The organism is Acinetobacter sp. CY17 (assembly GCF_059515825.1).
This window is the reverse complement of record NZ_JCAKMX010000016.1, coordinates 52,349-78,857: the sequence shown is the minus strand read 5'-3', so window position 1 is coordinate 78,857 and position 26,509 is coordinate 52,349. Positions and strand designations below refer to the sequence as shown.

Genomic DNA, 26,509 nt, shown 5'->3' with positions numbered 1-26,509 from the left:
TATTTAAGATAATGTGTTGTGACGAGTAGGTCACTTGGGTGTTAGATTATTTAATGCTATTGTCAGCGCCACTGCAACACAAAGGTAGCCTGCGCGTGAGCTTTGATTTAAGTGTAATTCCTAATAAAAATATTCTACTGGCGGTCACAGGCGGCATTGCTGCATATAAGAGCGCCATTTTAGTGCGTCGTTTAAAAGATGCTGGATTTAATGTCCGTGTGGTAATGACCCAAGGTGCTCAAGCCTTTATCACGCCGCTGACTTTTCAAGCCTTATCGGGCAATCCTGTACATACTGAGCTCCTCAATCCTGAAGCAGAAGCGGGTATGGGGCATATTGAATTGGCACGTTGGGCCGACTTACTCTTAGTAGCCCCTGCGAGCTGCGATAGCTTAGCCAAATTTGCTTGTGGTTTAGCTGATGATTTACTCTCGACTTTATATTTAGCCACCAAAGCACCGGTCTGGGTGGCGCCTGCCATGAATCAACAAATGTGGGCAGCCAAAGCTACACAGCGTAATCTCAATACCTTAATTGAAGATGGCGTGCATGTGATTATGCCAGATGCGGGGTTACAAGCCTGTGGTGATGTTGGTCTTGGGCGTATGCCAGAGCCAGAAGATTTAGCGCGCCAAGTGACCACGTATTTCCATCAGCAGCAGCGTGAAATTGCCGAGAAGTTTGGTTTACTGGCGGGTAAGCATGTGGTGATTACTGCAGGTCCAACTCGCGAAGCGATTGATCCAGTGCGTTATATTTCAAATCATAGTACAGGAAAAATGGGCTTTGCCTTGGCTGCTGCCTGTTATGCCGCTGGTGCCAAAGTGACTGTAATTGCAGGGCCGGTGAGTTTAGATACCCCAAATGGTGTAGCACGGATTAACGTCGCTTCAGCACAAAAAATGCTTGAGGTAAGTTTAGATTTGTTAGAGCAAGGCTGTGATATTTTCATTGCGACAGCAGCAGTTGCAGATTACCGTGTGGCAGAAGTGGCTGAACATAAAATTAAAAAATCAGGCGATGAACTGCAAATTGCCTTGATTAAAAACCCAGATATCGTGGCCACGATTGCGCAGCAAGAAAAACGTCCATTTATGGTCGGTTTTGCTGCCGAAACGCGTAACGTGGAAGAATATGCAGCAGGCAAGTTGGTGGCGAAAAAACTGGATATGATTGCCTGTAATGATGTATCGCGTAGCGATATTGGTTTTGCATCGGATGAAAATGCCATGACGGTGTTTTTTGCAGACAGCTACCACATGCCAAAACGTGATTTAGACAAAGCCTCTAAACAGCAGATTGCCCAGCAATTGGTTGAAGCGATGCATGATGCCATTCATCATCTAGATCAGAAAAAAGCGCCGTTTGCTGATTAACAGCAGCGAAAAAAAAGCCCGCAAGTGCGGGCTTTTTTAAGCTTAAATTTAAGCTTGACCTTCAGCAGCAGCTTGTGCGCGCTGTAAGTTGGCTTCAAACTCTGCATCAAAGTTAATTGGTGTTAACAATAATTGTGGGAAGCTGCCTTTAGTTACCATATCGTTTACCGCTTCACGTAGGAAAGGGAACAAGATATTTGGGCAGTAAGCACCAAGTAAGTACGGCAGACGATCTTCTTCTACACCATCAATTAAGAAAATACCAGATTGAGTCACATCTACGATAAATGCAGTTTCACCTTGGTTATTGGCTTGAACAACAACTTTTAAAGACACTTCAAAATGTGTTGGGTCAATTTTCTCTGCAGAAGAAGACAGATTAACATTGAGCTCTGGTTCCCATGCTTTGGTAAATACCGCAGCACTCGGTACTTCAAAAGAAATATCTTTAGTATATAAACGCTCTAAAGCAAGTTGCGGTTGTTGTTGTTCGCTCATGATTAAATCCTTAAATTTGAGTAAAAATTAAGCCAGTAATTGGTCAAGTTTGCCTTCACGCTCTAAGGCATATAATTGGTCAAAACCACCAATAAACTGATCATTAATAAAAATTTGTGGCACAGTACGATGATTGGTACGTTGCATTAATTCAACACGTACTTCTGGTGCTTCATTAGATAAGTTAATTTCTTTATATGCCACGCCCTTACGCTCAAGGAGCTGTTTTGCGCGAACGCAGTATGGGCATACAGTTGTTGAGTAAATCGTGACTTCAGCCATGTTGTTCTCCTTCGCGTTATTTTGCTTTGACTAATGGTAAACCTTGCGCTTTCCAATTATTGATGCCGCCATCTAAACGATATGCATCATGGTGAGCGACTTGTTGTAAAGCTGTACCCGCCACTTGGCCTAGGTTACAGATAAACACCAATGGGCGTTCTGCAGCTTTTAATTCTTCGATGTGACTTGTGATTTTGCTGTAAGGAATATTACGGCTACCACTGATGTGACCTTCACGGAAGTCTTTGGCATCGCGCAAATCAATTAACATTGCATTTTGCGCTTTCACTAAAATCCCTAAGGATTGCGGTGAAATTTTACGGCCGCCACGTTTGCCTTCAATCACGAAGAACAACACCAACAGTACAGCAAGTGCACCAAACAAGAAGGGGTGATTCCCCATAAACTCGAACCAACGTTCCACAAGTCACCTAAATTACAATTGTAAATTGCCCAAAGTATAGCTGATTAGATATGGTGATCAAAATCAGCGCTTCAAGCAAAAAGTTTATCTTGCCACTAATTTTTTTGATTAGCTTCTGTGATTTCGTCAATTAAACGTAAATAACTGTCTAAACGACGTGTCAAAATCTCACCGTCTTGTACCGCTAAACGTAAAGCGCATTGCTTTTCGTGTTTATGAGTACAGTTACGGAATTGACAATAGCCCAAGCGACTTTCAATTTCAGGAAAGCCTTGTTGTACTTTGTCGGCATCTAAATGCCATAAACCAAATTCACGAATCCCAGGTGAGTCAATTAAAGCTGCACCTTCACCAAAACCAATTAAACGTGTAGAAGTGGTGGTGTGCTGACCCAAGGCTGAGTTTTCGGAAATGATATTGGTCTTTTGTGCGGCATCGGGCACGATGGTATTAATCAGCGAGCTTTTACCTACACCCGATTGACCCACAAAGGCTACAGTTTCACCCGCTAAGCGTTTGGAGAGCTCAGTTAAATCGCCATCAGAACGGCATTGCAGCACTTCATAACCTAAGTCTTGATATTCTTTGAGTAAATCTAGAATTGGGTCATTGTCTTTAAGTAAGTCATCTTTGTTCATGACCAACAGCGCTGGAATATTGGCATCGGCACAGGCCACCAAATAGCGGTCGATTAAACCCGGTGCAGGTTCAGGCAAGGGTGCAAACACAATCACAATTAAGCTGATATTGGCTGCAACTGGTTTGACTTTGTGGTAACGATCAGGACGGGTGAGTAATGAGCTACGCGGCTGAATCGCAGTAATAATACCCAAACCCGTATTCGGATCAGCTTGCCATTTGACGCGGTCGCCTGTCACCAAAAGCTCTAAATTGGTACGGGTATGACAACGCCATACACTGCCCAGTTCAATGGCTTTCCAAAATGGTTCAGGTTCACCGTCCAGCACCACAGGTTTTTCAGGATGGATGTCGGGCACCGACAAGGCTTGTACTTCAAGCTGACGGCCATAATGTTGCACCACCAAGCCTTCCAAATCGTTTGATGTATCGATCTCTTCTTGGCGTGTTTTCTGTTGTTTCTGAATTCGGCGTTGTTGCTGTTCAGTTAAACGACGTTTACGAATTAAAGCCATTCACATCCTAAAAAAACCTAAAACTAAGGAGGGCAAAATAGCATGAAGCAGGGGGCAAGTTACAGCACTCGGGCAATAAATTTGCTACTATAATTGTTTTTTAACCGAATAAGATTGCACATTTATGAGCAGCACGCCTGACACTCGCCTGATTTGGATCGACCTTGAAATGACAGGTCTAGATACAGATAACGACCAAATTATTGAAATTGCAACAATTGTAACCGACGATAATTTAAATATTTTGGCAGAAGGTCCTGTGCTTGCCATTCATCAATCGCCAATTACGCTCAATGCGATGGATGAATGGAACACCCGTCAACATGGTCAATCAGGTTTAATTGAACGTGTACGTCGTAGTAAACTCACCGCGCGCGATGCCGAATTACAAACACTAGAATTTTTGAAAAAATGGGTCAGTCCAAAATCATCGCCAATGTGTGGTAACTCGATTTGTCAGGATCGTCGTTTCATGCATCGTTTAATGCCAGAATTGGAACAATTCTTCCATTACCGTAATTTAGATGTTTCATCTGTTAAAGAATTAGCGAAACGCTGGCGTCCAGAAATTATGCAAGGCTTAAAGAAAAATGCCTCGCATTTGGCTATGGATGATATTCGTGATTCGATTGCAGAACTCAAATACTACCGTGAATACTTCTTCATTATGAATAAGTAATCTCAAAAGGAGGCACAGCCTCCTTTTTTTATTTACAAAAATTAAATGCCTGATGCTGAGCTTCTGCATAAAAATTGCTTAATATGAGTCATAAGCAATAACTTGATATGAGGGGGAATCTATGCAAAGTAATAACCCAATTTTAAGCCGTGTCGAAGTGGCAGGGGATTATACCCAGCCGATGACCGTACAAGGCGCGGTACAAAAATCTGTGCTATTAACCGTGATTGCCGCCGTGGTGGGTCTTGGTTTATTTTTCTATACATTTGTCACTGCTCAAGCTTCGATTGCCTATGCTGGAGCAATGGTTGGCGCGATTGGTGGTTTTATTTTGGCATTAATTGCCACATTTAAACCCAATACAGCACGGATGTTGGCTATTCCTTATGCTTTATTTGAAGGGGCTTTTCTAGGTGGAATCTCGGTAATTTTTCAACAAAAATTTCCGGGTGTACCGCTGCAAGCGCTTTTGGCAACCTTTGTCACCACTTTAGTCATGTTTGGTTTGTATCATATGCAAATTATTCGGGCCACGGAAAAGTTTAAAGCGGTGGTGATGTCGGCAAGTCTTGCCATTGCCATGGTGTTTGTGGTGCAGATCATCATGAGCCTTGTCTTTGCTTCGAGCATTCCGCATGTGTTTGAAAGCAATTGGTTAGGCATTGGTTTTGCGGCTTTTGTTGCTGTGATTGCCTCATTAAATCTCATCTTAGATTTTGATTTAATTGAAAGTGGGGCTGCCAATTATGCGCCTAAAGCTATGGAATGGGTGTGTGCGATTGCTTTACTGGCCACTTTAGTCTGGATGTATTACTCATTTTTACGCTTACTTGGTCTAATTCAAGGTGATGATTAAGTTTAAAATCGCTGTAAAAAATCGCGCTGAATCAAACGCGATTTTTTTATGTGTTTTTTTAGGCAGATAAATGAAAAAAGATGCATTATGCAATTTCAGAAATGCTAGAGAATTGGCATTATGCTGTTAAATTATTTTAAGAGAGAGTCACATGGCACAAGGACTATTGGCAGGTAAGCGTTTCTTAATTGCCGGGATCGCGAGTAAATTATCTATTGCATTTGGTATTGCAGAAGCTTTACATCGTGAAGGCGCAGAACTTGCTTTTACTTATCCAAACGATAAATTAAAAAAACGTGTGGATGATTTTGCCGCGCAGTTTGGTTCAAACTTGGTGTTCCCATGCGACGTTGCCAATGATGCAGACATCGATAACGCCTTCTTAGAACTGGCAAAACATTGGGATGGTCTAGATGGTGTGGTGCATTCGATTGGTTTTGCCCCAGCGCATACCTTAGACGGTGACTTCACAGATGTAACTGACCGTGAAGGCTTTAAAATTGCACATGACATCAGTGCGTATAGCTTTATCGCAATGGCGCGTGCAGCAAAACCATTATTACTTGCGCGCCAAGGTTGCCTATTAACCTTAACTTATCAAGGTTCTGAGCGCGTATTGCCAAACTATAACGTGATGGGCTTAGCCAAAGCATCACTTGAAGCTGGTGTACGTTATTTAGCATCGAGCTTGGGTGCTGAAGGTATTCGCGTGAATGCAATCTCTGCAGGCCCAATCCGTACCTTAGCAGCGTCTGGTATTAAATCATTCCGTAAAATGTTAGATGCCAATGAAAAAACTGCGCCTTTACGCCGTAATGTGACCATTGAAGATGTTGGTAATGCAGCATTATTCTTATGCTCACCGTGGGCCAATGGCATTACGGGTGAAATTCTGTACGTTGATGCAGGCTTTAATACTGTAGGCATGAGCCCTGAATTAATGTTAGGTGACTAAATCTCACCTCAATAAAAAAGCACCTTTTTAGGTGCTTTTTTATTATTGAAGCTTAAAATAAGACTTTAAAAACGACACCTTGGGGAAGTTATGTGGTTTTTAGTATTGCTATTATTGGCCATCATCGGCTGTGTCGTATGGTTGTATCAGCGTAAATCGCCAGTTGAGCGCGATCAACAGCAGGTTAGCGAAGCGCTGTGGGTCGATCAAGTCGATGCGGAATTGGCGTTGGCACAGTCGTTGCTACACGGTCAACAGCCCAATTATGAGCGTGCTTATACCATGCTGCAAAGTTTAACTCAGCAACATGAACTCCCCGAAGCCTATGTCCATATGGCGTTTATGCAGCAGCAAGGCTTAGGTCGGCCTGTAGATTTAAGTGCAGCAAAAAGTTTATTAGAAACAGCACATCAGCGTGGCAGTGATGAAGCCAGTTTTTATTTAGGTGAGATTTATCAAGCAGAAGACAATTTCAGCAAAGCTTTGTATTGGTATCAATATGGTGTCGCACGTGGCAATACAAATGCACAATATGCCTTGGCCGAGCTGTATTTACATGGCCAAGGGATTGAGCAAGATTTAGATAAAGCCAAAACGATTTTAATGCACGCGGCAAACAAAGGCCATGCTCAAGCGCAGTACCGTTTAGCTGAGGCACTCTGGCATGGGCAGGGTTTTGAGCAAGATCAGCTGCTGGCGAAACAATATTTATATCAAGCCGCCGAGCAGCAGCATCCTCAAGCTTTGGCCTTACGCCAACAGATTGAGCAGCCACACGGCTTAGCACATGATGACAGTGTCAGTTTGCCCTATATAAAACAACAAGCTTTTACTGGGAATATAACTGCGCGCTATCAATATTGTTTAGCCGTATTAAAAGGGTTGATTGATGCGGATCAAGTGGCTGCGGTACTGACTTTATTGCAGCAAGAGAGTCAACGACACGCTTATGCTTTAAGTTTATTAGGTAGCGCTTATTATCATGCTTGGGGTGTAGAGGCCAATACGCGGCAAGCCTTTCAATATTGGAGTCGTGCGGCAGCCAAACATGACCCTATTGCGCTGTGTAGTTTAGCCATGTTACAGCAGCAGGGTATTTTATTAGAGCAAGCCAATCCAAACCAAGCCTTTTTGTTGTACCAACAAGCAGCATCGACCGGTTCACAGACGGCACAATTTTTATTGGCACAGTGTTATGTATATGGGCTAGGCACAACAACCGACGCTACGCATGCTTTAAGCTTACTACAGCAAGCGGCTGGCAAATTTAATATGGATGTGAGCAATACAGCCGATATGTTGTATTGCTTTGGGCTGTTTTATGCCCAACGTTTAAATGTATTTGAAGATCAAGATAAAGCGCATGCTTATTTAGGTTTAGCTGCTGAAGCGGGTGCTTGGCAAGCTGCTTTAGATTTGGGTTATAGCTATTTAAAGGGGACACATGGTTGTGTACAAGATGATCATCAGGCACGTGACTATTTTGCTCAAGCCATGCAGCAAGGTAGTCTAGCGGCACAAACGCAATTGGCAGTTTTAATGTTAGAGGGACGTGGGGGGAAACAAGATCAAGCGCAAGCGCTGCTGTATTTACAACACGCTGCTGCCCAACAGGACGCCTTAGCCATGACGCATTTGGCCCTTTGTTACGAACAAGGTTTAGTGCTAAGCGTAGACATGCCACAAGCGCTTGCATTGTATCAACAGGCGATGGATCTGGGCGAAGCACAAGCCTTTTATCATATGGGACGTTTACATGCCCAAGGTCATGGGGTGGTACACAATTTAGAGCAAGCGATCCATTATTTAAATCAAGCTAAAAATTTAGGCTATGCCAAAGCAGCGCAGTTAAGCGCGTCGTTACAACAAGAATATTAAGCTAAAAAACCGCAGCCTCGGCTGCGGTTTTGGCTTCAAGGTAAGCGTTGTAGCGGCGAGCCGCCGAGCGCTTGCATTAAGGTCACATAAGCGTTGTATTGGCTTTGCTTGGTTTGTACCAAGGACAAGCGTGCGTTACGCGTTGTGGCTTGGGCATCTAACAAATTTTTTAAGGCAATGGCACCGTTTTTATAACGTACTTGGGTTAAACGTTCAGTTTTTTCAGCAAGTTCTAGATTTTTTTGCTGTAATGCCACTTGCTGATTCAGCGCACTGCGATTTGAAAGTGCATTTTCGACATCGGCAAAAGCTTGATACAAGGTTTGACGATATTGAGTAATGGCTTTTTCATAGTCTAAATCGCTAATCGCCAAGTCTTTTTTCATATCATTATATTGCAAAAATGGCAGGCTTAAACTGGCGCCTAAAGCGAGGCTAGGATTTTGCAATAACTGATTTAGAGATGTACTAGATGAACCTAAGCTGCCCGTTAAGCTAATCGATGGATAGTAGCTGGCTTTAGTGGCATCTTTATTGGCCAGTGCTTTACGCAAACGCAATTCAGCAGCTTGTAAGTCCGGACGACGTGACAACAGCTCAGCCGGTAAGCCGGGTTGAATTGCGGGTAAACTCACATGAGCTAAGCGCTTGGGCTCAACTAATTCTAGCTGCTGCACAGGGCGATTGAGTAACACGGCCAGCGCAGTGCGTGTTTCTAACAACTGCTGCTGAATTTGACTTAATGTCGCCTGTTGACTTTGGAGTGCTTGTTCGGCTTGGGTGACATCTAGACCGGACACTGCTCCAGCACGATACTGGCTACGCACTAAATTATACGTTTGTTCGGTGCTGCTTAAATTCAGCTTGGCAATGCTGAGACGCTCATTTAAATAGCCCAATTGCCAATATAAATTGGCAGTGGTGGCAATTAAGCTTTGCGCCGTGGCTTGCAAGTCTTGTTCGCTGGCTAAGGCTTCCCAACGCGCGACTTCGGTTTGACTGGCCAGACGTCCAAATAAATCCAGTTCATAACTGACCCCAGCGTTTAAGGACACACCACGCGAGGAGTCTTGACCAGAATTGAGGTCAATATTATGTCCAGTGGACGCGCTGGAGTTAACACGCAGCCCTTGACGATCTTGTGCAAGACCTGCTTGAAGGCGTGCTTGTTGTAAGTTAATGCCTGCCACCACCAAATCATTGTTATTGGCTAAGACATCATCGACTAGGCGATTTAGGCCTGCATCATTAAATAAGGTCCACCAACGATCTAAATGCGTCGCTTGATGGATTTTCTGTTGATCGATGGCAAAACGCTGTGGAATATCAACCGCAGGGGCTTGATAAGGCGTTTTTACCACGGCAGCGCAACCGCCGAGAGTGCTAGCCAATAACAGGGCAGTGGCCAAACGCGTTAAATGGATCGACATATTGTTATTCTCTTGACAAAGCATCAACAGGGTTAAGACGTGCGGCATTGCGCGCTGGAATAAAGCCAAACACAATACCAATTAAGCTCGAGCAGACAAATGCCGCTACAATAGAGGTGGTGGAGTAAGCCATTTGGAAGGTGCCACCAGCAAAATGGGTAATTAACTGGCCAATACCTAAAGATAACAGCACACCTAAAATCCCGCCTAAAATACACACTAACACGGCTTCAATTAAAAACTGCTGCAAGATATCACTTTGGCGGGCACCCACGGCCATGCGTACACCAATTTCTTGGGTACGTTCTGTAACAGACACCAACATAATATTCATGACACCAATGCCCCCCACCACCAGTGAAATCACCGCAATGGCTGAAATGAGTAGAGTCATAGTTTGCGTGGTTTGTTGAATGGTTTCACGAATGCTGTCTGCGTTTTGGGTAAACACGTCTTGGGCACCGTGGCGCTGGGTCAACAAGCTTAAAATGGCATTTTCAGCTGCGGCACTTGGGTATTCATCTTTGACCCGCACAATAATTTGTCGTACGTTACTTTGCCCTAACATACGACTCATCACGGTCGAATAAGGCAAATAGACATTTAAGCTATCTGATGAACCCATCATGCCGGCTTGTGCATCCACCACGCCAATAATCCGGCTGGGTACGCTGCCCAGTAGAATCACCTGTCCAACTGGATTGCTACCATCAGCAAAGAAGGTTTTTTGGGTATTGGTATCAATCACCACATCTTGGGCTTGTTGATGAATGCTGGCACGGTCAAAAGGCTGTCCAGATTGAAAGGTCATGCCTTTGACATAAAAGAAATCTTCACTGACGCCATTAACGGTGGTCGATGCTTCAATTTCCTTAAAGCGTCCTGTGACACTGCTATTGACCGAAGGGCTAACTCCATCCACATAGGGCTGTTCGGCTAAGGCATCGGCATCGGCAGGAATTAAGGTTTTGGCTTGCGAGGAGCGTGAGTTATCACCAAAGCCACGCCCTTGGAATACGGTAATGGTATTGGTGCCTAAGCTACTAATGTTTTTCAAGATTTGCTGTTGCGAGCCATTACCGAGAGCCACCACAGACACCACTGAGGCAATCCCGATGATAATACCGAGCATGGTTAAAAAGGTGCGCATCCGATGCGCATTCATGGCCAGCACCGCCATACGGAAGGCTTCACCTAAACGGTCAAAGGCAGCACGAAACTTAGAGGTTTTCTTCTGCGCGGTTTCAGCTAAAGCCTGTTTTTCAAAACCGTCATCAATTTCAGGCACATTGGCTTGGTCAGAGATAATATGACCATCTGAAATTTCAATAATTCGGGTGGCATTTTTGGCGACGTTTAAGTCATGAGTGACTAAAATAATGGTATGACCTTTGGCATTGAGTTCACGTAAAATACGCATCACTTCAATGCCGCTATTCTTATCGAGTGCTCCTGTCGGTTCATCGGCAAGAATTACGTCACCGCCATTCATTAAAGCACGCGCAATAGACACCCGTTGCTGCTGACCGCCAGATAACTGACTCGGGCGGTTTTGGGTTTTTTCACCTAATCCTAAATCGGTTAACAGTTTGACCGCACGTTCGTGCCGCTCAGATGGATCGGCCCCAGCATAAATCGCGGGTACTTCAACGTTACCGGCTGCGGTTAAATCACCAAGCAAATGATAACGCTGGAAAATAAAGCCAAAATATTCGCGGCGTAGCTGTGCCAATTCATCGGCTTCTAACTCACGGGTTTCACGGCCTTTGACTTGATAGCTGCCTGAGGTGGGTTTATCCAAGCAGCCTAAAATATTCATTAAGGTTGATTTGCCCGAACCTGATTGGCCAACAATAGCGACCAATTCACCTGGGTAAATCTCTAAATTGACACCTTTTAAAATCTGGACTGTGCTTTCACCGGCAGGGAATTCACGTACCAGATTTTTGACCGCCAAAAGCGGTTGTTGAGTCTGGCTCATGTTACATTCTCATGGGTGGGCCGCCCGCACCGGCACGGCTGTTGTTACGTTTTGCGCCATCATTTGAGGTGTCTGCACCATCGGCAATCACCACCTGTTCACCTTCGCTTAAGCCACGTAAGACTTGGGCATTGGCACGGTTATTTAAGCCAATTAATACCTGTTTCATCACAGCACTTTCTTTGGCATCTGTTTCACCAAATAAGCTAAAGCCACGACTATCTTTGGCCTCTGCGCCATTGACTTGCGGTACTACACGTACCATGCCTAATGATGCCTGACCTTGATCGATTAAAGCTTTTTCAGCAGCGCTGAGCTCTAAACGTACAGGACGTGAACCTTGCGTATTGTCATTGCTTGGACGTTCTGGACGTGGCCCAGCTGCAGCATCAGTGCGGCTACGCTGAGGACGATTTGAGGCTTGAACAGCAGCAGCAGGAATAGTGAGGGCATTACGTGCTTCACGTAACACGATATACACCTGTGCCGTCATATCAATACGTAATTTGCCATCTTCATTAGGTACATCAAACAACGCGTTATAGTACACCGCAGTACTCGAAGATGAGCTGCTGTTGTTGGTTTCGGTATTAATTGAACTTGGGGCAGGTTCAACTTGACGTAAAGTGGCGTAATGTTTTTTCTCACTGTCCCCTAAGGTGGTGAAATACACCGTTTGACCAGGTTGAACTTTCATGACATCGGCCTCTGAGATTTGCGCCTTAATGGTCATGGTGTCCAGTTGCGCTAATTTGACAATGGTCGGTGCACTTTGGTTGGCGTTTACGGTTTGACCTTCTTCAGTCACAATCGCCACCACTGTACCGTCCATCGGTGCTCGAATTTTGGTATAACCTAAATCTTCTTGGGCTGTGGCTAAGGTGAGTTTAGATTGTTCAATTTGTGCATTGATTGCGTCAATATCTGCCTGAGCTGTTTTATAGCTAGCTAGGGCACTTTCAAGTTCAGCACGTGAAGTGGCATCTTCTGCAAACATGGCTTGTTGACGCTGATATTCAGCTGCAACTTTGGCTAAATTGGCTTGACGTACGGCCAGTTGGGCTTGTTGATTTTTAATGCTGGCTTTGGCCGTTTCTAGATCATTTTCTTGACGCACGGAGTCAATTTCCGCAATCAGTTGACCTTGTTGCACTTGATCGCCTAATTGCACATGCATTTTTTTGACCTGACCTGAGACCTGCGCACCAACGCTGACCATTTTGGTGGCTTCAAGTACACCGGTTGCTAAAACTGAATCTTCAATGTCGCCTTTTGTCACAGCAGCGGTAATGTATTGCGGCGTCTGTGGCGGTGGCTTTAAAAAGTACCATGCAGTGACTGCAAGTGCAGCAGCACAGACTAAAGCCAACAAAAGTTTAGTGGGTTTTATTTTAACCATGAGCAATCGTATTTTTTTTCCAAAAATTGCTCAAATTATAAGTGTGAAATGAGGATAAAGCGTGGATATTTTTAACAAATTGAAAATGATTCTTATTTTAGCTGTGAAATAAGCGTTGACCACAGACCAGCGCAATGGCTTGCTGAATTAAATGTTCAGGGTTTTCATGTCCTAAACCTTTAATTGCTGCATCAATGCGCAATAACAGCTCAGGCCAAGTTAAAAAATCCTGTGGATTTAAACGGCGCAATGCGTGCTGATAGAGCGCTACTTTGGTTTTCCAAATCCCCAATTGCAAAGGATTCTGAGGTTGTTCAAACAATTGCATGAGTAAACGCATTTCTTTGCTGACACTCCACAAGATTAAGCTCATTGGCTCACCTGAGGCGACCAAATACTGAAAAATCTTCATGGCTTGTGCCAAATTACCTTGTAGCATGGCATCACTTAAATCATAAGTACTATAGCGGGATTGATCTTGTAGGCAAGCTTGTAGCTCAGCAATACCAATCACCTCAATTTCAGCAAAGGTATCACCCACACGCATTAAGCTGTTTTTCGCTGCCAGCAAATTGTGTTCGTGATGTTGCTCTATCCACTGCCATGCATCAGCACTGAGTTTTAAACCAAGCTTATCTGCTTCAACAGCTAAAACCTGTTGTCGATCTTTGGGATAGTTAGCACTTAATGCCACTACAGTGCCATTGGCATCAATCGCTTGAAAAAACTTGGTTTTGAGGCTGGCGCTATCTTGTTTTGGCATCACAATGACTAAAATATTTTCGTTACTATCGCCTTGTAATAAATAGCTTTCGAGTTGCTTTAATGCACTGGCATCTGGCTTGATGTTGCCATGCACTTCAATTGCCAATTGTGTAGCAAACAGCGACAGGCTATTTAAAGCGCTAAAAACAGTTTTCCAGTCACTTACATTGCCCAAATCATAACGCTGTCGCTCAATGCCTTGCGCTTGCCAGTGTTTACGAAAGGCATCCAGCAGATTTTGCTCGAGTAAGGGTTCTTGACCGTGGAGTACCCAAGCCCCGCGCGCTGAGTCGATACGTTTTAAGGCTTGGAGATAGTCAAGTTTCATAACAGATTATGGTGCCACTTGTGTCGTCGGTAAACGGTTTGAAGAAATCTGACGCACGATTTGCTGCGCAATATCATCCACCATCACTTGGTTTAAATAGTGATTCTCTTGGTCGTCGGTATTGACTGTTGCCAAGTCGTATTGGTAAGTACGCGTGGCAATCACGGTACGCGGCTCAGTAATTGGGTTGCCTTGGGCATCTTCAATACGGAAAGTTACGTTTAAACGCAATAATACTTCAATTAATTTGCCGTTTAACTCTAAACGACGCGGGGTATAGTCCAATACACGCAGTACATAAGCATCTGATGAGTTACTTAGCTGTACGCCTGCTGCACCTAAGTAAATTGCTAGTTTTTCTTGGAGTAGATCACTATCGGGATTATTGGGCAAGACCACATTCATTTTTTGGTAAGCCACAGGCGCCACACTCGGGTTGGTGCCTTTTAAATGAAAGCCACAGCCGACCATGCCTGCACTGAGACCACAAGTTAAAACAATTGCTGCTAAACGTTTGCCCAAATGCATGCGTTATCCTCTGTTATCGAGTTTAAAATTCTGTAGCGATTGTAAAGTCAAAGCCCGTTGACTGGCAACGGGCTTTGTTTGGGAATTGTTTTTTTAATCCCTCCCGACCTCCCTTTGGAAAAGGGAGGAGGCTTCATTTTCTATTTGAAGTGGGAAGTCCCCTTTTGTAAAGGGGGATTAAATTAAACCACCAAATTCACTAACTTATTTGGTACCACAATTTCTTTCTTGGTTGGGCCAGTTAAGAATTGTTGCACTTCAGGCAATGCTTTTGCTTGCGCAAGAATGTCATCCTTAGATGCATCGACAGACACTTCAAGTTTGCCGCGAAGCTTACCATTCACTTGAACCACGATGGTTTGCGTATTACGTGCTAACGCAGATTCATCAACACTTGGGAATTGAGCAGAAGTTAACTCGATACCAAACTGTGCCAATAACGTTTGGCTTAAGTGTGGTGCAAATGGCGCAAGTAAAGTTAAAAGCGTGATGATTGATTCACGTGCAACCGCCACGTCATTGTCATCTTTCGCTTCAAACTTGTTGTTTGCGTTTAAGAGTTCCATCATCGCTGCAATCGCAGTGTTAAATGCATGACGACGTTCGATGTCATCACCCACTTTTTGGATGGTTTCATGGGTTTTACGACGCAAATCTTGCGCAGCAGTAGACAGCGCAGCTTTGTCGATGCTTGCAGCTTGATTACCTTGTTCAAGGAAACCAGTTGCCAAACGCCATACACGTTTTAAGAAGCGGTTTGCACCCTCAACACCTGCGTCTGACCATTCAAGTGATTGATCAGGTGGCGCTGCGAACATCATGAATACACGAGCAGTATCTGCGCCGTATTGGTCAATAATTGATTGCGGGTCGATACCGTTGTTTTTCGATTTCGACATTTTTTCTTGACCGCCAACGATCACGTCTTGACCATCTTCTTTATATTTTGCAGAAGTGATACGACCTTTTTCGTCTTTTTCTAACTCGATGTCCGCAGGGTTAAACCATGTTTTCTTACCTGATTCTGCTTCACGGTAGTAAGTATCTGCAAGCACCATACCTTGAGTTAAAAGGTTAGTGAATGGTTCATTACCTTGAACTACACCTTCATCACGCATCAATTTGTGGAAGAAGCGTGCATAAAGTAAGTGCAGAATTGCATGTTCAACACCACCGATGTATTGATTCACAGGCAACCACGTTTGACCTGCTTCAGGTTTTACCATACCGCCAGTAAAGTCAGGAGATGCATAACGCGCATAGTACCAAGAAGATTCAACGAATGTGTCTAGCGTATCTGTTTCACGACGCGCATCGCCACCACAGCTTGGGCAAGATGTTTCGTAGAATTCAGGCATTTTGTTCAGTGGATTACCTGAACCATCTGGCACCACATCAGTTGGAAGCACAACAGGCAGTTGATCTTCTGGCACTGGCACTTGACCACATGATGGGCAGTTAATCATTGGAATTGGACAACCCCAATAACGCTGACGAGATACACCCCAGTCACGTAAACGGAATTGAACTTTTACATTCGCAAGCGATTTCGGCTCAAGTTTTGCAAGGAATGCATCAAATGCCGCTTCAAAATCTAAACCGTCAAATTCGCCTGAATTGACCAATTTGCCTTCTTTAGAACCGTACCATTCTTGCCACTGAGTCGCATCAAAGTCTGCATCATCAGCGCCTTTGGCATCAATCACTTGCTTAATCGTTAAGCCATATTTGTTGGCAAATTCGAAGTCACGTTCATCGTGTGATGGAACAGCCATCACCGCACCTGAACCGTAAGACATCAATACGTAGTTTGCGATCCAAACCGGAACTTCTTCACCTGTTACAGGGTGTTTTACAGAAAGACCTGTTGCCATGCCTTTCTTCTCAGCAGTGGCAAGATCCGCTTCTGCAACTGAACCCATACGGCATTCTTCAATAAATGCAGCCAATTCAGGGTTGTTCTCAGCCGCTTTAAGCGCCATTGGATGTTCTGCTGCAACTGCAACATAAGTCACACCCATCAATGTATCGGCACGTGTGGTAAATACAGTTAGGCCGTCTGCGTAAACTTCAGGATTTGCTGAAGGGAAGGTGATTTCCATACCCTGTGAGCGACCAATCCAGTTACGTTGCATGGTTAAGACTTGTTGTGGCCAACCGTCTTTGAGTGTGTCTAAATCGTCAAGTAATTCTTGCGCATAGTCTGTGATGCGGAAGTAATACATTGGAATATCACGTTTTTCGACCAATGCACCTGAACGCCAACCGCGACCATTTTCAACTTGTTCGTTGGCAAGTACAGTTTGATCGACTGGATCCCAGTTTACGGTTGAAAGTTTACGGTAGATTAAGCCTTTTTTATAAAGCTGAACAAATAACCATTGTTCCCAGCGGTAGTATTCAGGGGTACAGGTTGCAAATTCACGATCCCAATCCACTGCAAGACCTAATTTTTTCAACTGATTACGCATGTAATCAATGTTTTCAAAAGTCCATTTTGCAGGCGCTACTTGATGTGCAATCGCGGCATTTTCTGCAGGTAAACCGAAAGCATCCCAACCCATTGGTTGTAGCACTGTTTCACCTTTTAAACGGTGGAAACGGCTGATCACGTCACCAATCGTATAGTTACGTACATGACCCATATGGAGTTTGCCACTTGGGTAAGGGAACATCGAGAGGATATAACGACGTGGACCTTCTACTGTGTCGGCAACTTTAAAGGCTTTGTGCGATTCCCAGTCCTGTTGGACTTGAGGTTCAATCGCACTGGCTTGGTATTCTGAGTCAATGTGAGTAGTCATATACGTAATACAAGAGAACGGTTAAAAATTTAAGCCACAGCATAGCGCAAAACGTACCTAAAAGTGAATTTTCGCTATAGCAAAAATTGGCTTAACGTCGATTCAGACCTTGTTGTAGCGCAGCATTGGCTTCTTGCTGCTGTGCATCCATCGTGGCTTGAGATTGAGCCGGCTGGTTATTTTGCCCATTTACGCTTGGCAAAGCGGTTTTAACTTGGGTGTTTTGACGTGTGCCATAGGTATCGACCTTGCTCAGTTTTTTTGCATTTTTAGGCGGTGGCGTGGTGGTGTAATGAGTAGAGCCTTTTTGATCTACCCACTTATAAAATTCTTGAGCTGAGGTGAGTTGTGCCGCGCAAGCAAGCGCGCCAAATAGAGCTGTCATGCAGGCTGTTTTGGTCAAATGTAGCATGTTTATGTTCTCAATTATTAAAAAGACAATAGCAAGAGGATAGGTAATGTTGTAGCGTATTTTGCGCGTTTTTATGGCAATTTTACAATGCCAATTGTGCTTAAAAACACAGCAAAAGTCGCTGCACTATTTTGACTATTTTTATTTTATTAATGCACAAAAAAGTTGCACGGCTTAAAGATCAAATCATTTAATCATTACATTTATTTATATCATTTATATAAATAAATCATGAAAATGTTAATTTTCAAGCAAATTTAGGGCTTTAGCTTAAAATGTGAAAAATAGTGGATAAGCTTATTTTTTAGGCGGCTGATGAATAATCAATAAAAAGCCAATTTTTCACCTTGACTTTGTGGTGTGAAACTACAAAAATGCTGTCTTTAGTTTTATATGTCTTTATTCGATCACCCTTCGAATGAGTACATCTTAGCAATGGACTTCTTCTCTAGCCGAGAAGATGAACAAAGCCAACAAAATATGTTTATCCCAACATGTTTTAGACCTCTTATTGCTCAAACAGCAACCGGGTCAGATTTTTTTCTTATTGCTATCAAAACTATGAAATATGTGTGCTATAACAGTGCAGACAATGAATGAATGAAAGCGTATACAACGACAAAAATTGTATATGTTACAAATATTAGGGTGAATCACGTTGGAACTTTTATCTGGTGGTGAAATGCTTGTTCGCGCATTAGCGGACGAAGGCGTTGAACATGTTTTTGGATATCCAGGCGGCGCAGTACTTCATATCTATGATGCGCTTTTTCAACAAGAAAAAATCAATCATTACCTTGTGCGTCATGAACAAGCTGCAGGTCATATGGCCGATGCTTACTCGCGTGCCACAGGTAAAACTGGTGTTGTGCTCGTAACATCAGGTCCCGGTGCGACCAATACCGTAACGCCAATTGCAACGGCTTATATGGACTCAATCCCAATGGTGATTTTGTCAGGTCAGGTTGCAAGCCATCTTATTGGTGAGGATGCGTTCCAAGAAACCGATATGGTCGGTATTTCTCGCCCAATCGTAAAACACAGTTTCCAAGTGCGTCATGCCAGCGAAATTCCGTCAGTGATTAAAAAAGCATTTTATATCGCGTCATCAGGCCGTCCCGGTCCTGTTGTAGTCGATATTCCAAAAGATGCGACCAATCCTGCAGAAAAATTCGCCTATGAATACCCTGAAAAAGTGAAGATGCGTTCGTATCAACCACCACACCGTGGTCACACAGGTCAAATTCGTAAAGCCATTGACGAACTTTTACATGCTAAACGTCCTGTAATTTATACAGGCGGTGGTGTGGTGCAAGGCAATGCCTCAGCGCAGTTGACTGAACTTGCACATCTGTTAGGTTTCCCTGTAACCAATACCTTGATGGGCTTAGGCGCGTTCCCAGGCAACGACCCACAGTTTATTGGTATGTTGGGTATGCACGGTACTTATGAAGCCAACATGACCATGCATAATGCAGACGTGATTTTGTGTATTGGCGCGCGTTTTGATGACCGTGTGACCAATAACCCTGCAAAATTCTGTCCAAATGCCAAAGTCATTCATATTGATATTGACCCAGCAACCATTTCTAAAACCATTATGGCGCACATTCCAATTGTGGGCGCGGTTGAACCGGTACTCAACGAGATGTTGGCGCAATTGAAACAATTAAATGTTTCTAAGCCAAATCCTGAAGAGATCGCGGCATGGTGGGCACAAATTAATGAATGGCGCAAAGTACACGGCTTGAAATACGAAGCAGGTACCAATGGCGTGATGAAGCCACAACAAGTGGTTCAAGCATTAGACAAGATTACCAACAGTCAGGCAATTATTACCTCTGACGTAGGTCAGCACCAAATGTTTGGCGCGTTGTACTACCGTTATACCCGTCCACGTCAATGGATTAACTCAGGTGGCTTAGGCACCATGGGTGTAGGTCTACCGTATGCAATGGCGGCAAAACTTGCTTTCCCAGAGCAACAAGTGGTGTGTATTACAGGTGAAGCATCCATTCAGATGTGTATCCAAGAATTATCGACCTGTAAGCAATACGGCTTAAACGTAAAAATCTTGTGCTTAAACAACCGTGCTTTAGGTATGGTGAAACAGTGGCAAGATATGAACTACGAAGGTCGCCACTCGAGCTCTTATGTAGAGTCTTTACCTGACTTTGCAAAATTGATGGAAGCTTACGGTCACGTGGGTATTCAAATTGACCATGCCGATGAGCTTGAATCTAAGCTTGCTGAAGCGATGGCGATTAACGACAAATGCGTATTTATTAACGTGATGGTTGACCGTACTGAGCACGTTTATCCGATGCTGGTTGCAGGTCAATCAATGCAAGATATGTGGTTAAGTAAAGGGGAGCGTACATAATGCGTCATATTATCTCTGTACTCGTTGAAAACGAAGCAGGTGCGCTTTCTCGTTTAGTGGGTTTATTTTCTCAACGTGGTTACAACATTGAGACTTTAAATGTTGCACCAACCGAAGACCCAACTTTATCGCGTTTGACTTTAACCACTTATGGTGATGAGCACAAAATCGAGCAAATTACCAAGCAACTGAATAAACTGGTTGAAGTGGTGAAGGTGGTTGATTTATCAGAAGGCGCGCACATTGAGCGTGAGCTGATGTTAATTAAAGTCAAAGCCTTAGGTTCTGCACGTGCTGAAATTAAGCGTACCGCAGACATCTTCCGTGGTCAGATCGTGGATGTGACTCCAACGACTTATACCATTCAAATCGCAGGTACAACCGACAAGATTGACGGTTTTATTGATGCCTTAGCTGAGAACACAATTTTAGAAGTTGTACGTTCTGGCGTGTCAGGCATTGCGCGTGGCGAAAAAGTTTTAACAATCTAATTTAATTAAATAATTTTTTGACAACCTCAGTATAAACCTATACAACTAGGTAAGGCTTAACCCACACAAAAATAGGTTAAGCCATGAGGGAAACAAAGCATTCAAGCGGAGACAGCAATGCAAATTTTTTACGATAAAGACTGCGACTTATCTATCATCCAATCTAAGAAAGTAGCAATTATTGGTTACGGTTCACAAGGTCACGCGCACGCGCTTAACCTTAAAGATTCAGGTGTAGATGTAACAGTTGGTTTACGTGCTAACTCTGCTTCTTGGAAAAAAGCTGAAAACGCTGGTCTTAAAGTTGCTGAAGTTGCTGCTGCTGTTGCTCAAGCTGACGTAGTGATGATCTTGACTCCAGATGAGTTCCAAGCTCAACTTTACCGTGATGAGATTGAACCAAACATCAAGCAAGGCGCGACTTTAGCATTTGCTCATGGTTTCTCTGTTCTTTACAACCAAGTTGTTCCACGTAAAGACTTAGACGTAATCATGGTTGCTCCAAAAGCACCAGGTCACACAGTACGTTCTGAATACCAACGTGGTTCAGGTGTTCCTGACTTAATCGCGATTCACCAAGATGCTTCTGGTAACGCGCGTAACGTAGCCTTATCTTATGCTTCTGGCGTAGGTGGCGGCCGTACAGGTATTATCGAAACTTCATTCCGTGAAGAAACTGAAACTGACCTTTTTGGTGAGCAAGCAGTTCTTTGTGGTGGTGCTGTTGAACTTGTTAAAATGGGCTTCGAAACTTTAGTTGAAGCTGGTTATGCACCAGAGATGGCTTACTTCGAATGTCTACACGAACTTAAATTGATCGTTGACTTAATGTTCGAAGGCGGTATCGCGGACATGAACTACTCTGTATCTAACAACGCTGAATATGGCGAATATGTAACTGGTACTGAAGTAATCAATGAACAATCTCGTGAAGCTATGCGTAATGCGCTTAAACGTATTCAATCTGGCGAATACGCGAAGATGTTCATCCAAGAAGGTGCTTTAAACTATCCTTCTATGACTGCTCGTCGTCGTCAAAATGCTGCTCACGGTATCGAAGTAACTGGTAACAAACTTCGTGCAATGATGCCTTGGATTCAAGCAAACAAAATCGTTGATAAAGAGAAAAACTAATTTCTCGAATTAATTGATTTGAATGCAAAAACCCACTCAATTTGAGTGGGTTTTTTAATGGCTAATATTACGGCCTTAAAAATAGAAAAGCATGCTTTTCTATTTTTGCGTACCTTGGATTCAAGCAAACAAAATCGTAGACAAAGAAAAGAACTAATTCTTTGATTTAGCAGATTTTAAATGCTAAAAAGACCCTCGTGAAAACGAGGGTTTTTTTTATTGGATAAGAAAAATGATTTTATATAAATATGTAAGTTTTGAAGCAGCTTTAACTATTTTAAAAACTAGGTCTTTGGGGTTTTCTCATTTAGAGGATTTTAATGATCCTTTTGAATGTACTGGTTTAGGCTTATATGATTTAGATGTGCCTTTAAATGTGGCTACTGGTGCCTTTCGTAATAAATTTTCTAGAAAATATGCAATCTTAAGCTTAACGAGAACTGCTTTAAATCCTTTAATGTGGTCACATTATGGCGACAGTTATAAAGGTGTTGTGATTGGTATTGATGTTCAAAAAGCAGGTTTTGATGATAGAAAAAAATTCATAATTCCATCCATAAAAGGGGAGATTCGATATTTAAAAACTGCACCTAATAAAGTAAATAAAGTGTCTGCTGAACAATTGATGTCAGTAGGAGACTCTAATGTTTCAAATTGGGAAAACGAGGAAAGCTTATTAAAGCATGCTCTCCTATATAAAATGCAAGAATGGGCATATGAAGAAGAAGTACGCATTGTAAAAAATATTAGTGCTGCTCAATTTTCATATCACTATTCAACCAAAACTGAGGCTATGATTGATAATCAACTTTGGAAAAGAGTTCAGTTACCCACTCGTCCTATTTATACGTTGGAAATCCCTCAAGAAGCTTTTGTGGAAGTATATGTGGGTAAAAACACTTATATTGATCAACGAAGAAAATATGAATCCTTAGGCGAGCAGATTAAAGATCACATCGTACCAAAAGTTGAAGAGCTAAAGAAAATTTGCGCAGAGAATCATATAAAGTTTTATAACGTTGATCTAGATATTGAGAAGTGGAGATTAAAAAGTAAATTGACTAATGTTGTTACTTAAAAGTTAAGTAATACATTAAAAAGATTAATTTTTACTTCATATTATTACACTATTCATATGCTAAATTAACTTCCTCCCAATCTAACTATTTTGAGGTTAAATCATGAAAAAACATTTGCTTATACAGTCACTTGTACTTGCTTTACCTGTTTTAGGTTTAACTTCAATGGCAACTGCCAATAGCAACTTGCCACAAATCAATAACGTCTATGTACCTGTCCATCGTGTCTTAGAATCAGCGGAACAACGCTACTTATTACAAGTCACTACAGGCGTTTGGAATCCACAAGCTACCCTGTTTGATCGTATTAATAACACCACTGTGTATTTTAATGGCACACAAAAAGGCAATAATCTGAGCTTATACTCGGTAAATCAGTTGCTTGCAGGTACAGAAACCCATACCCATAAAATCAATGCAGATGTAAATATTAGTAGCGGCAATCTAAATAGCCAAATCATCACTAGCAGCGCTGATAAAAACGTTAACTTTCAACCTTTAATTAAACTGCAAAATCGCCCAAGTTTTAGCTTTAAATTCTATGGTGGTGCAACTATTCAACAGGTGAGTGTTACAGATCGCACTAGCCAACGTGTAGTACAAAACTTAACAGGTTTTAACGCCAGCCCTGAACGTATGGATTATATGGATCTTAACTTTGATGGTTATTATGATCTTGTGTTTGTAAATGCGCGTGAAGCAGATCGTTATATTTATTGGATGTATAACCCAAAAACTGCCCAGTTCCAACGCGCACCGCAATTAGAAAAATTGGCAGGGCAGCCTAAAATTGATGGCTTAACACGACAAGTGAGTTTTGGTGAGCAAACTTTTAAAGTCGAACAGGGTTTATTGCGACCACTATAAACGGCTAAGGACATTAAACTGTCACACAACGCAGCTATGCTGAACTAAAAATAAAAACACAGCGAGCTGCGTGATGGACAATATCAATATTGGCGGCCTCCTTAAACAACAAGATTTTCCGGATAGTTTTAAATTTTATTTAAAAAATCAACATGTTAATTTCACGGATGAAATCACTGTTTTAGAAGCCTTAGTGCGACCGCGCCTTAAAATCGCGATTGTCACAGAAACATGGCCACCCGAAATTAACGGTGTGGCGCATTCCTTATTGCATTTAAGCCAAGGTCTACAAAAAAATGGCCATAAAATCTTACTGATTCGACCAGAGCAACGTGGTCGTTGTCCAAGCTTTACTCCAAATCAAGAATGTTTAGTTAAGGCACAACAAGTTCCACGTTATCCAAGCCTACAGTTTGGTTGGCCGCAAATGCTCAAAGTCAACCAAGCCTTAGATGAGTTTATGCCCGATGTGGTGCATATTGTCACCGAAGGGCCATTAGGTTTTGCAGTACTGCATGCCGCTAAGGCCAAAGGTCTACCAGTCTCTAGCGGCTTTCATTCACCTTTTCAAGATTTTAGTCGATTCTTTGATTTAGCTTTTTTAGTCAAACCCATTCAAAGCTATTTACGTTGGTTTCATAATCATACCGCACTTACTTGTGTGCCAAGTCGTGACACAGAACGTGCCTTGCGTGAGTTTGGGGTGACCTGTCCCTTAACTGTGGTGGGGCGTGGTGTAGATATAGAGCTATTTAGTCCCGAACGCCGTTCTGAAGTATTAAGACAGCAGTGGGGTGTAACTGCTCATGATCGCGTTATGCTTTATGTAGGACGTTTATCGCCTGAAAAAGAAATTCCTTTCATTATTGAAACCTATCAGCAGATGCGGGCTGCAGGGCAAGCACTTAAATTGGTGATTGTAGGTGATGGACCACAACGTAATGCGTTATTGGCGCTGAATGAAAACCGTAACATTATTTTTACAGGCAGTTTAAGCGGTATAGAACTTGCAACGGTTTATGCAAGTTGTGATGTCTTTGTGTTTGCAAGCCAAGTTGAAACCTTTGGCAATGTGGTACTTGAGGCCATGGCCAGTGGTTTAGCTGTCATTGCTTATGACTATGCTGCAGCACATTTATATGTCAAACATAAGCATATGGGATGGTTAGCCCCAAGAGGTGATCAAAACGGCTTTGCACAGTATATGCAACAGCTTCCACATCAAAAAACGTTACAAAAAATGGGGCAGCAAGCACGCCAAATGGCCAGCCAAATTGGTTGGGATTATCCAGTGGCGCAGCTTGAGAATGCTCTTTATCGTGTGGCTCGGGAGAGCGTGATGCACACCTAGCCATCCTTGATTGCAAGGAGACGCAGATGAATTTAAAAATAAAACGCGCAAAAATAAGAATATTGGCACTCGATTTAAAAGGCTGTGTCTATTTAAATCATTTTTCACATTCACAGCGTATTTGTTATACCTTTCGCGCTATTAGTCGTATGGGCGATGGGCCATTTTGGTATGCCATGCTCGGTCTGGCTTGGTGGGTGCGCGGTTGGGACTTTAAAGCCAGTGTGCTGTATGTGTTATTGGGTACCTTGGTTGGCACAGCCATCTATAAAATTTTAAAAACCAAAACCATCCGTCCACGGCCTTATCAAGTGCATCAGGTGATTCATTTGGGTGAACGGCCGCTGGATCATTTTAGTTTCCCATCAGGGCATACCTTGCATGCGGTACTGGCAACGGTGGTACTCGGTTATATCGAACCGTTATTATTGGTGTTGATGTTGCCATTTACGCTTTTGGTGGCACTGTCGCGTATGATTTTAGGTTTGCACTATCCGAGTGATGTGATGGTTGGGGCATTAATTGGTGCTGCTGTGGGCAGTTTAATTATCCTCTGTGCGCCCTATTTTGATGTGCTGTTATAACAGCTAAAATTTGCTAAAGTAGTCAGACATATTGATTTAGGAATAGTTATGGGCTTACGTTGGACGGACACCATTGATATTGCCATCGAATTGTACGAGGCGCACCCAGATGTAGATCCACAGTGGATTCGTTTTACTGATTTACATGCATGGGTATGCGCGCTACCTGACTTTGAAGACAACCCTGAGAAGTCAACTGAAGGTTTATTAGAAGCCATTCAAATGGCATGGATTGATGAAGCAAGCTAATTGCCACGAAAAAAAGCAATTTTTTTACACATCAAAAGCAGAAAAAAGCCCATTATTCGGTATAATGCGGCAAAATTTCATGTCAATTTGACTTAAGGAGCCTATCATGGCGATTGAACGTACATTATCTATCGTAAAACCAGATGCAGTTGCTAAAAACGTTGTAGGCGAAATCTTTGCTCGTTTCGAGAAAGCTGGTCTTCAAATCGTTGCAACTAAAATGAAACACTTGACTCAAGCTGAAGCTGAAGGCTTCTACGCTGAGCACAAAGAACGTGGTTTCTTTGCTGACTTAGTTGCTTTCATGACTTCTGGTCCAGTTGTTGTATCTGTTCTTGAAGGCGAAAACGCTGTTCTTGCTCACCGCGAAATCCTTGGCGCAACGAATCCTAAAGAAGCTGCTCCTGGTACAATCCGCGCTGACTTCGCTGTAAGCATCGACGAAAACGCTGCTCACGGTTCTGACTCTGTAGCATCTGCTGATCGTGAAGTAAACTACTTCTTCGCTCAAACTGAGATTGCTCCACGTACTCGTTAATACGCAGTATTCAAACCAGATAAGTGTTATTATACTTATCTGGTTTTTTTATTCCTGAAATTTAATTTGTTCACTTATTGAACA

General features: G+C 42.9%; 25 protein-coding genes. 14 read left to right on the top strand and 11 right to left on the bottom strand.

Going from position 1 to position 26,509, the window contains the following annotated elements; genetic code table 11:
• Window positions 1-95: 95 nt before the first annotated feature.
• Window positions 96-1,376, top strand: coding sequence for a bifunctional phosphopantothenoylcysteine decarboxylase/phosphopantothenate--cysteine ligase CoaBC (coaBC, locus tag AC5YCI_RS11610; RefSeq protein ID WP_496130080.1), 1,281 nt, complete (start codon window positions 96-98; stop codon window positions 1,374-1,376).
• 48 nt (window positions 1,377-1,424) lie between these two features.
• Here the strand turns inward: coaBC and secB are convergent, their stop codons facing one another.
• The 4 genes from secB to rsgA all read right to left on the bottom strand — a co-directional run bounded on the left by secB (window position 1,425) and on the right by rsgA (window position 3,734).
• Window positions 1,425-1,874 (bottom strand): protein-export chaperone SecB, encoded by a 450-nt coding sequence (gene secB, locus AC5YCI_RS11605; protein ID WP_122900317.1) that lies wholly within the window; start codon window positions 1,872-1,874, stop codon window positions 1,425-1,427.
• A gap of 27 nt (window positions 1,875-1,901) precedes the next feature.
• Entirely contained in the window at window positions 1,902-2,156 is a 255-nt protein-coding gene (gene grxC / locus AC5YCI_RS11600) for a glutaredoxin 3 (RefSeq protein ID WP_496130063.1), read from the bottom strand.
• 16 nt (window positions 2,157-2,172) lie between these two features.
• Window positions 2,173-2,580: a rhodanese-like domain-containing protein gene (locus AC5YCI_RS11595; RefSeq protein ID WP_122900312.1), complete on the bottom strand. Its 408-nt coding sequence runs from the start codon at window positions 2,578-2,580 to the stop codon at window positions 2,173-2,175.
• Between the two features lie 95 nt (window positions 2,581-2,675).
• Window positions 2,676-3,734, bottom strand: coding sequence for a ribosome small subunit-dependent GTPase A (gene rsgA, locus AC5YCI_RS11590; protein WP_496130062.1), 1,059 nt, complete (start codon window positions 3,732-3,734; stop codon window positions 2,676-2,678).
• Between the two features lie 124 nt (window positions 3,735-3,858).
• Between rsgA and orn the strand changes: the two genes are divergently transcribed.
• The 4 genes from orn (at window position 3,859) to AC5YCI_RS11570 (ending at window position 8,102) form a co-directional block, all read left to right on the top strand.
• Entirely contained in the window at window positions 3,859-4,413 is a 555-nt protein-coding gene (gene orn, locus AC5YCI_RS11585; RefSeq protein WP_496130061.1) for an oligoribonuclease, read from the top strand.
• Between the two features lie 121 nt (window positions 4,414-4,534).
• Window positions 4,535-5,269: a Bax inhibitor-1/YccA family protein gene (locus AC5YCI_RS11580; protein ID WP_496130060.1), complete on the top strand. Its 735-nt coding sequence runs from the start codon at window positions 4,535-4,537 to the stop codon at window positions 5,267-5,269.
• Window positions 5,270-5,420: 151 nt separating this feature from the next.
• On the top strand, window positions 5,421-6,224 hold the full coding sequence (locus AC5YCI_RS11575; RefSeq protein WP_496130059.1) for an enoyl-ACP reductase FabI: 804 nt from the start codon (window positions 5,421-5,423) through the stop codon (window positions 6,222-6,224).
• Between the two features lie 90 nt (window positions 6,225-6,314).
• Window positions 6,315-8,102 carry a tetratricopeptide repeat protein gene (locus AC5YCI_RS11570; RefSeq protein WP_496130058.1) on the top strand — a complete coding sequence of 596 codons (1,788 nt, stop codon included), beginning with the start codon at window positions 6,315-6,317 and terminating at the stop codon, window positions 8,100-8,102.
• Window positions 8,103-8,137: 35 nt separating this feature from the next.
• Here the strand turns inward: AC5YCI_RS11570 and AC5YCI_RS11565 are convergent, their stop codons facing one another.
• From AC5YCI_RS11565 to AC5YCI_RS11535, 7 genes are all read right to left on the bottom strand, one after another.
• Window positions 8,138-9,532, bottom strand: a complete 1,395-nt coding sequence (locus AC5YCI_RS11565) for an efflux transporter outer membrane subunit (protein WP_496130057.1) — start codon at window positions 9,530-9,532, stop codon at window positions 8,138-8,140.
• A 4-nt stretch (window positions 9,533-9,536) separates the two neighbouring features.
• Window positions 9,537-11,513, bottom strand: a complete 1,977-nt coding sequence (locus AC5YCI_RS11560; protein WP_496130056.1) for a MacB family efflux pump subunit — start codon at window positions 11,511-11,513, stop codon at window positions 9,537-9,539.
• 1 nt (window position 11,514) lies between these two features.
• A complete protein-coding gene (locus tag AC5YCI_RS11555; RefSeq protein WP_496130055.1) occupies window positions 11,515-12,912 on the bottom strand; it encodes an efflux RND transporter periplasmic adaptor subunit in 1,398 nt (465 codons plus the stop codon).
• A gap of 97 nt (window positions 12,913-13,009) precedes the next feature.
• Window positions 13,010-14,005: a DNA polymerase III subunit delta gene (holA, locus tag AC5YCI_RS11550; RefSeq protein ID WP_496130054.1), complete on the bottom strand. Its 996-nt coding sequence runs from the start codon at window positions 14,003-14,005 to the stop codon at window positions 13,010-13,012.
• Between the two features lie 6 nt (window positions 14,006-14,011).
• Window positions 14,012-14,533: an LPS-assembly lipoprotein LptE gene (locus tag AC5YCI_RS11545; protein WP_496130053.1), complete on the bottom strand. Its 522-nt coding sequence runs from the start codon at window positions 14,531-14,533 to the stop codon at window positions 14,012-14,014.
• A gap of 182 nt (window positions 14,534-14,715) precedes the next feature.
• Window positions 14,716-17,337 (bottom strand): leucine--tRNA ligase, encoded by a 2,622-nt coding sequence (gene leuS, locus AC5YCI_RS11540; protein WP_496130052.1) that lies wholly within the window; start codon window positions 17,335-17,337, stop codon window positions 14,716-14,718.
• 91 nt (window positions 17,338-17,428) lie between these two features.
• Window positions 17,429-17,722, bottom strand: a complete 294-nt coding sequence (locus AC5YCI_RS11535; protein ID WP_496130079.1) for a DUF4124 domain-containing protein — start codon at window positions 17,720-17,722, stop codon at window positions 17,429-17,431.
• Window positions 17,723-18,407: 685 nt separating this feature from the next.
• Between AC5YCI_RS11535 and AC5YCI_RS11530 the strand changes: the two genes are divergently transcribed.
• From AC5YCI_RS11530 to ndk, 9 genes are all read left to right on the top strand, one after another.
• The gene (locus AC5YCI_RS11530; protein ID WP_496130051.1) at window positions 18,408-20,132 is read left to right on the top strand and encodes an acetolactate synthase 3 large subunit; all 1,725 of its coding nucleotides are present in this window, start codon (window positions 18,408-18,410) and stop codon (window positions 20,130-20,132) included.
• Window positions 20,132-20,623, top strand: a complete 492-nt coding sequence (gene ilvN / locus AC5YCI_RS11525; protein WP_122900285.1) for an acetolactate synthase small subunit — start codon at window positions 20,132-20,134, stop codon at window positions 20,621-20,623. The genes AC5YCI_RS11530 and ilvN overlap by 1 nt, the downstream gene beginning before the upstream one ends.
• Window positions 20,624-20,740: 117 nt before the next feature.
• Window positions 20,741-21,757, top strand: coding sequence for a ketol-acid reductoisomerase (gene ilvC / locus AC5YCI_RS11520; RefSeq protein ID WP_496130050.1), 1,017 nt, complete (start codon window positions 20,741-20,743; stop codon window positions 21,755-21,757).
• A gap of 232 nt (window positions 21,758-21,989) precedes the next feature.
• Window positions 21,990-22,835 (top strand): DUF2971 domain-containing protein, encoded by an 846-nt coding sequence (locus tag AC5YCI_RS11515; protein WP_496130049.1) that lies wholly within the window; start codon window positions 21,990-21,992, stop codon window positions 22,833-22,835.
• 103 nt (window positions 22,836-22,938) lie between these two features.
• Window positions 22,939-23,703 (top strand): XAC2610-related protein, encoded by a 765-nt coding sequence (locus AC5YCI_RS11510; protein WP_496130048.1) that lies wholly within the window; start codon window positions 22,939-22,941, stop codon window positions 23,701-23,703.
• Window positions 23,704-23,776: 73 nt separating this feature from the next.
• Window positions 23,777-25,054 carry a glycosyltransferase family 4 protein gene (locus AC5YCI_RS11505; protein WP_496130047.1) on the top strand — a complete coding sequence of 426 codons (1,278 nt, stop codon included), beginning with the start codon at window positions 23,777-23,779 and terminating at the stop codon, window positions 25,052-25,054.
• A gap of 26 nt (window positions 25,055-25,080) precedes the next feature.
• Window positions 25,081-25,638 (top strand): phosphatase PAP2 family protein, encoded by a 558-nt coding sequence (locus AC5YCI_RS11500; RefSeq protein WP_496130046.1) that lies wholly within the window; start codon window positions 25,081-25,083, stop codon window positions 25,636-25,638.
• 48 nt (window positions 25,639-25,686) lie between these two features.
• Window positions 25,687-25,887: a Fe-S cluster assembly protein IscX gene (gene iscX, locus AC5YCI_RS11495; RefSeq protein WP_496130045.1), complete on the top strand. Its 201-nt coding sequence runs from the start codon at window positions 25,687-25,689 to the stop codon at window positions 25,885-25,887.
• A 106-nt stretch (window positions 25,888-25,993) separates the two neighbouring features.
• The gene (ndk, locus tag AC5YCI_RS11490; RefSeq protein WP_122900270.1) at window positions 25,994-26,425 is read left to right on the top strand and encodes a nucleoside-diphosphate kinase; all 432 of its coding nucleotides are present in this window, start codon (window positions 25,994-25,996) and stop codon (window positions 26,423-26,425) included.
• The last annotated feature ends 84 nt before the right edge of the window (window positions 26,426-26,509 follow it).

What these genes read in the sequence shown, in the direction of transcription:
- secB (WP_122900317.1), bottom strand. Translation starts at nt 1,874, where the DNA reads ATGAGCGAACAACAACAACCGCAACTTGCTTTAGAGCGTTTATATACT.
- grxC (WP_496130063.1), bottom strand. Translation starts at nt 2,156, where the DNA reads ATGGCTGAAGTCACGATTTACTCAACAACTGTATGCCCATACTGCGTT.
- rsgA (WP_496130062.1), bottom strand. Translation starts at nt 3,734, where the DNA reads ATGGCTTTAATTCGTAAACGTCGTTTAACTGAACAGCAACAACGCCGA.
- orn (WP_496130061.1), top strand. Translation starts at nt 3,859, where the DNA reads ATGAGCAGCACGCCTGACACTCGCCTGATTTGGATCGACCTTGAAATG.
- AC5YCI_RS11580 (WP_496130060.1), top strand. Translation starts at nt 4,535, where the DNA reads ATGCAAAGTAATAACCCAATTTTAAGCCGTGTCGAAGTGGCAGGGGAT.
- AC5YCI_RS11575 (WP_496130059.1), top strand. Translation starts at nt 5,421, where the DNA reads ATGGCACAAGGACTATTGGCAGGTAAGCGTTTCTTAATTGCCGGGATC.
- AC5YCI_RS11570 (WP_496130058.1), top strand. Translation starts at nt 6,315, where the DNA reads ATGTGGTTTTTAGTATTGCTATTATTGGCCATCATCGGCTGTGTCGTA.
- AC5YCI_RS11565 (WP_496130057.1), bottom strand. Translation starts at nt 9,532, where the DNA reads ATGTCGATCCATTTAACGCGTTTGGCCACTGCCCTGTTATTGGCTAGC.
- AC5YCI_RS11560 (WP_496130056.1), bottom strand. Translation starts at nt 11,513, where the DNA reads ATGAGCCAGACTCAACAACCGCTTTTGGCGGTCAAAAATCTGGTACGT.
- AC5YCI_RS11555 (WP_496130055.1), bottom strand. Translation starts at nt 12,912, where the DNA reads ATGGTTAAAATAAAACCCACTAAACTTTTGTTGGCTTTAGTCTGTGCT.
- holA (WP_496130054.1), bottom strand. Translation starts at nt 14,005, where the DNA reads ATGAAACTTGACTATCTCCAAGCCTTAAAACGTATCGACTCAGCGCGC.
- AC5YCI_RS11545 (WP_496130053.1), bottom strand. Translation starts at nt 14,533, where the DNA reads ATGCATTTGGGCAAACGTTTAGCAGCAATTGTTTTAACTTGTGGTCTC.
- leuS (WP_496130052.1), bottom strand. Translation starts at nt 17,337, where the DNA reads ATGACTACTCACATTGACTCAGAATACCAAGCCAGTGCGATTGAACCT.
- AC5YCI_RS11535 (WP_496130079.1), bottom strand. Translation starts at nt 17,722, where the DNA reads ATGACAGCTCTATTTGGCGCGCTTGCTTGCGCGGCACAACTCACCTCA.
- ilvN (WP_122900285.1), top strand. Translation starts at nt 20,132, where the DNA reads ATGCGTCATATTATCTCTGTACTCGTTGAAAACGAAGCAGGTGCGCTT.
- ilvC (WP_496130050.1), top strand. Translation starts at nt 20,741, where the DNA reads ATGCAAATTTTTTACGATAAAGACTGCGACTTATCTATCATCCAATCT.
- AC5YCI_RS11515 (WP_496130049.1), top strand. Translation starts at nt 21,990, where the DNA reads ATGATTTTATATAAATATGTAAGTTTTGAAGCAGCTTTAACTATTTTA.
- AC5YCI_RS11510 (WP_496130048.1), top strand. Translation starts at nt 22,939, where the DNA reads ATGAAAAAACATTTGCTTATACAGTCACTTGTACTTGCTTTACCTGTT.
- AC5YCI_RS11505 (WP_496130047.1), top strand. Translation starts at nt 23,777, where the DNA reads ATGGACAATATCAATATTGGCGGCCTCCTTAAACAACAAGATTTTCCG.
- AC5YCI_RS11500 (WP_496130046.1), top strand. Translation starts at nt 25,081, where the DNA reads ATGAATTTAAAAATAAAACGCGCAAAAATAAGAATATTGGCACTCGAT.
- iscX (WP_496130045.1), top strand. Translation starts at nt 25,687, where the DNA reads ATGGGCTTACGTTGGACGGACACCATTGATATTGCCATCGAATTGTAC.
- ndk (WP_122900270.1), top strand. Translation starts at nt 25,994, where the DNA reads ATGGCGATTGAACGTACATTATCTATCGTAAAACCAGATGCAGTTGCT.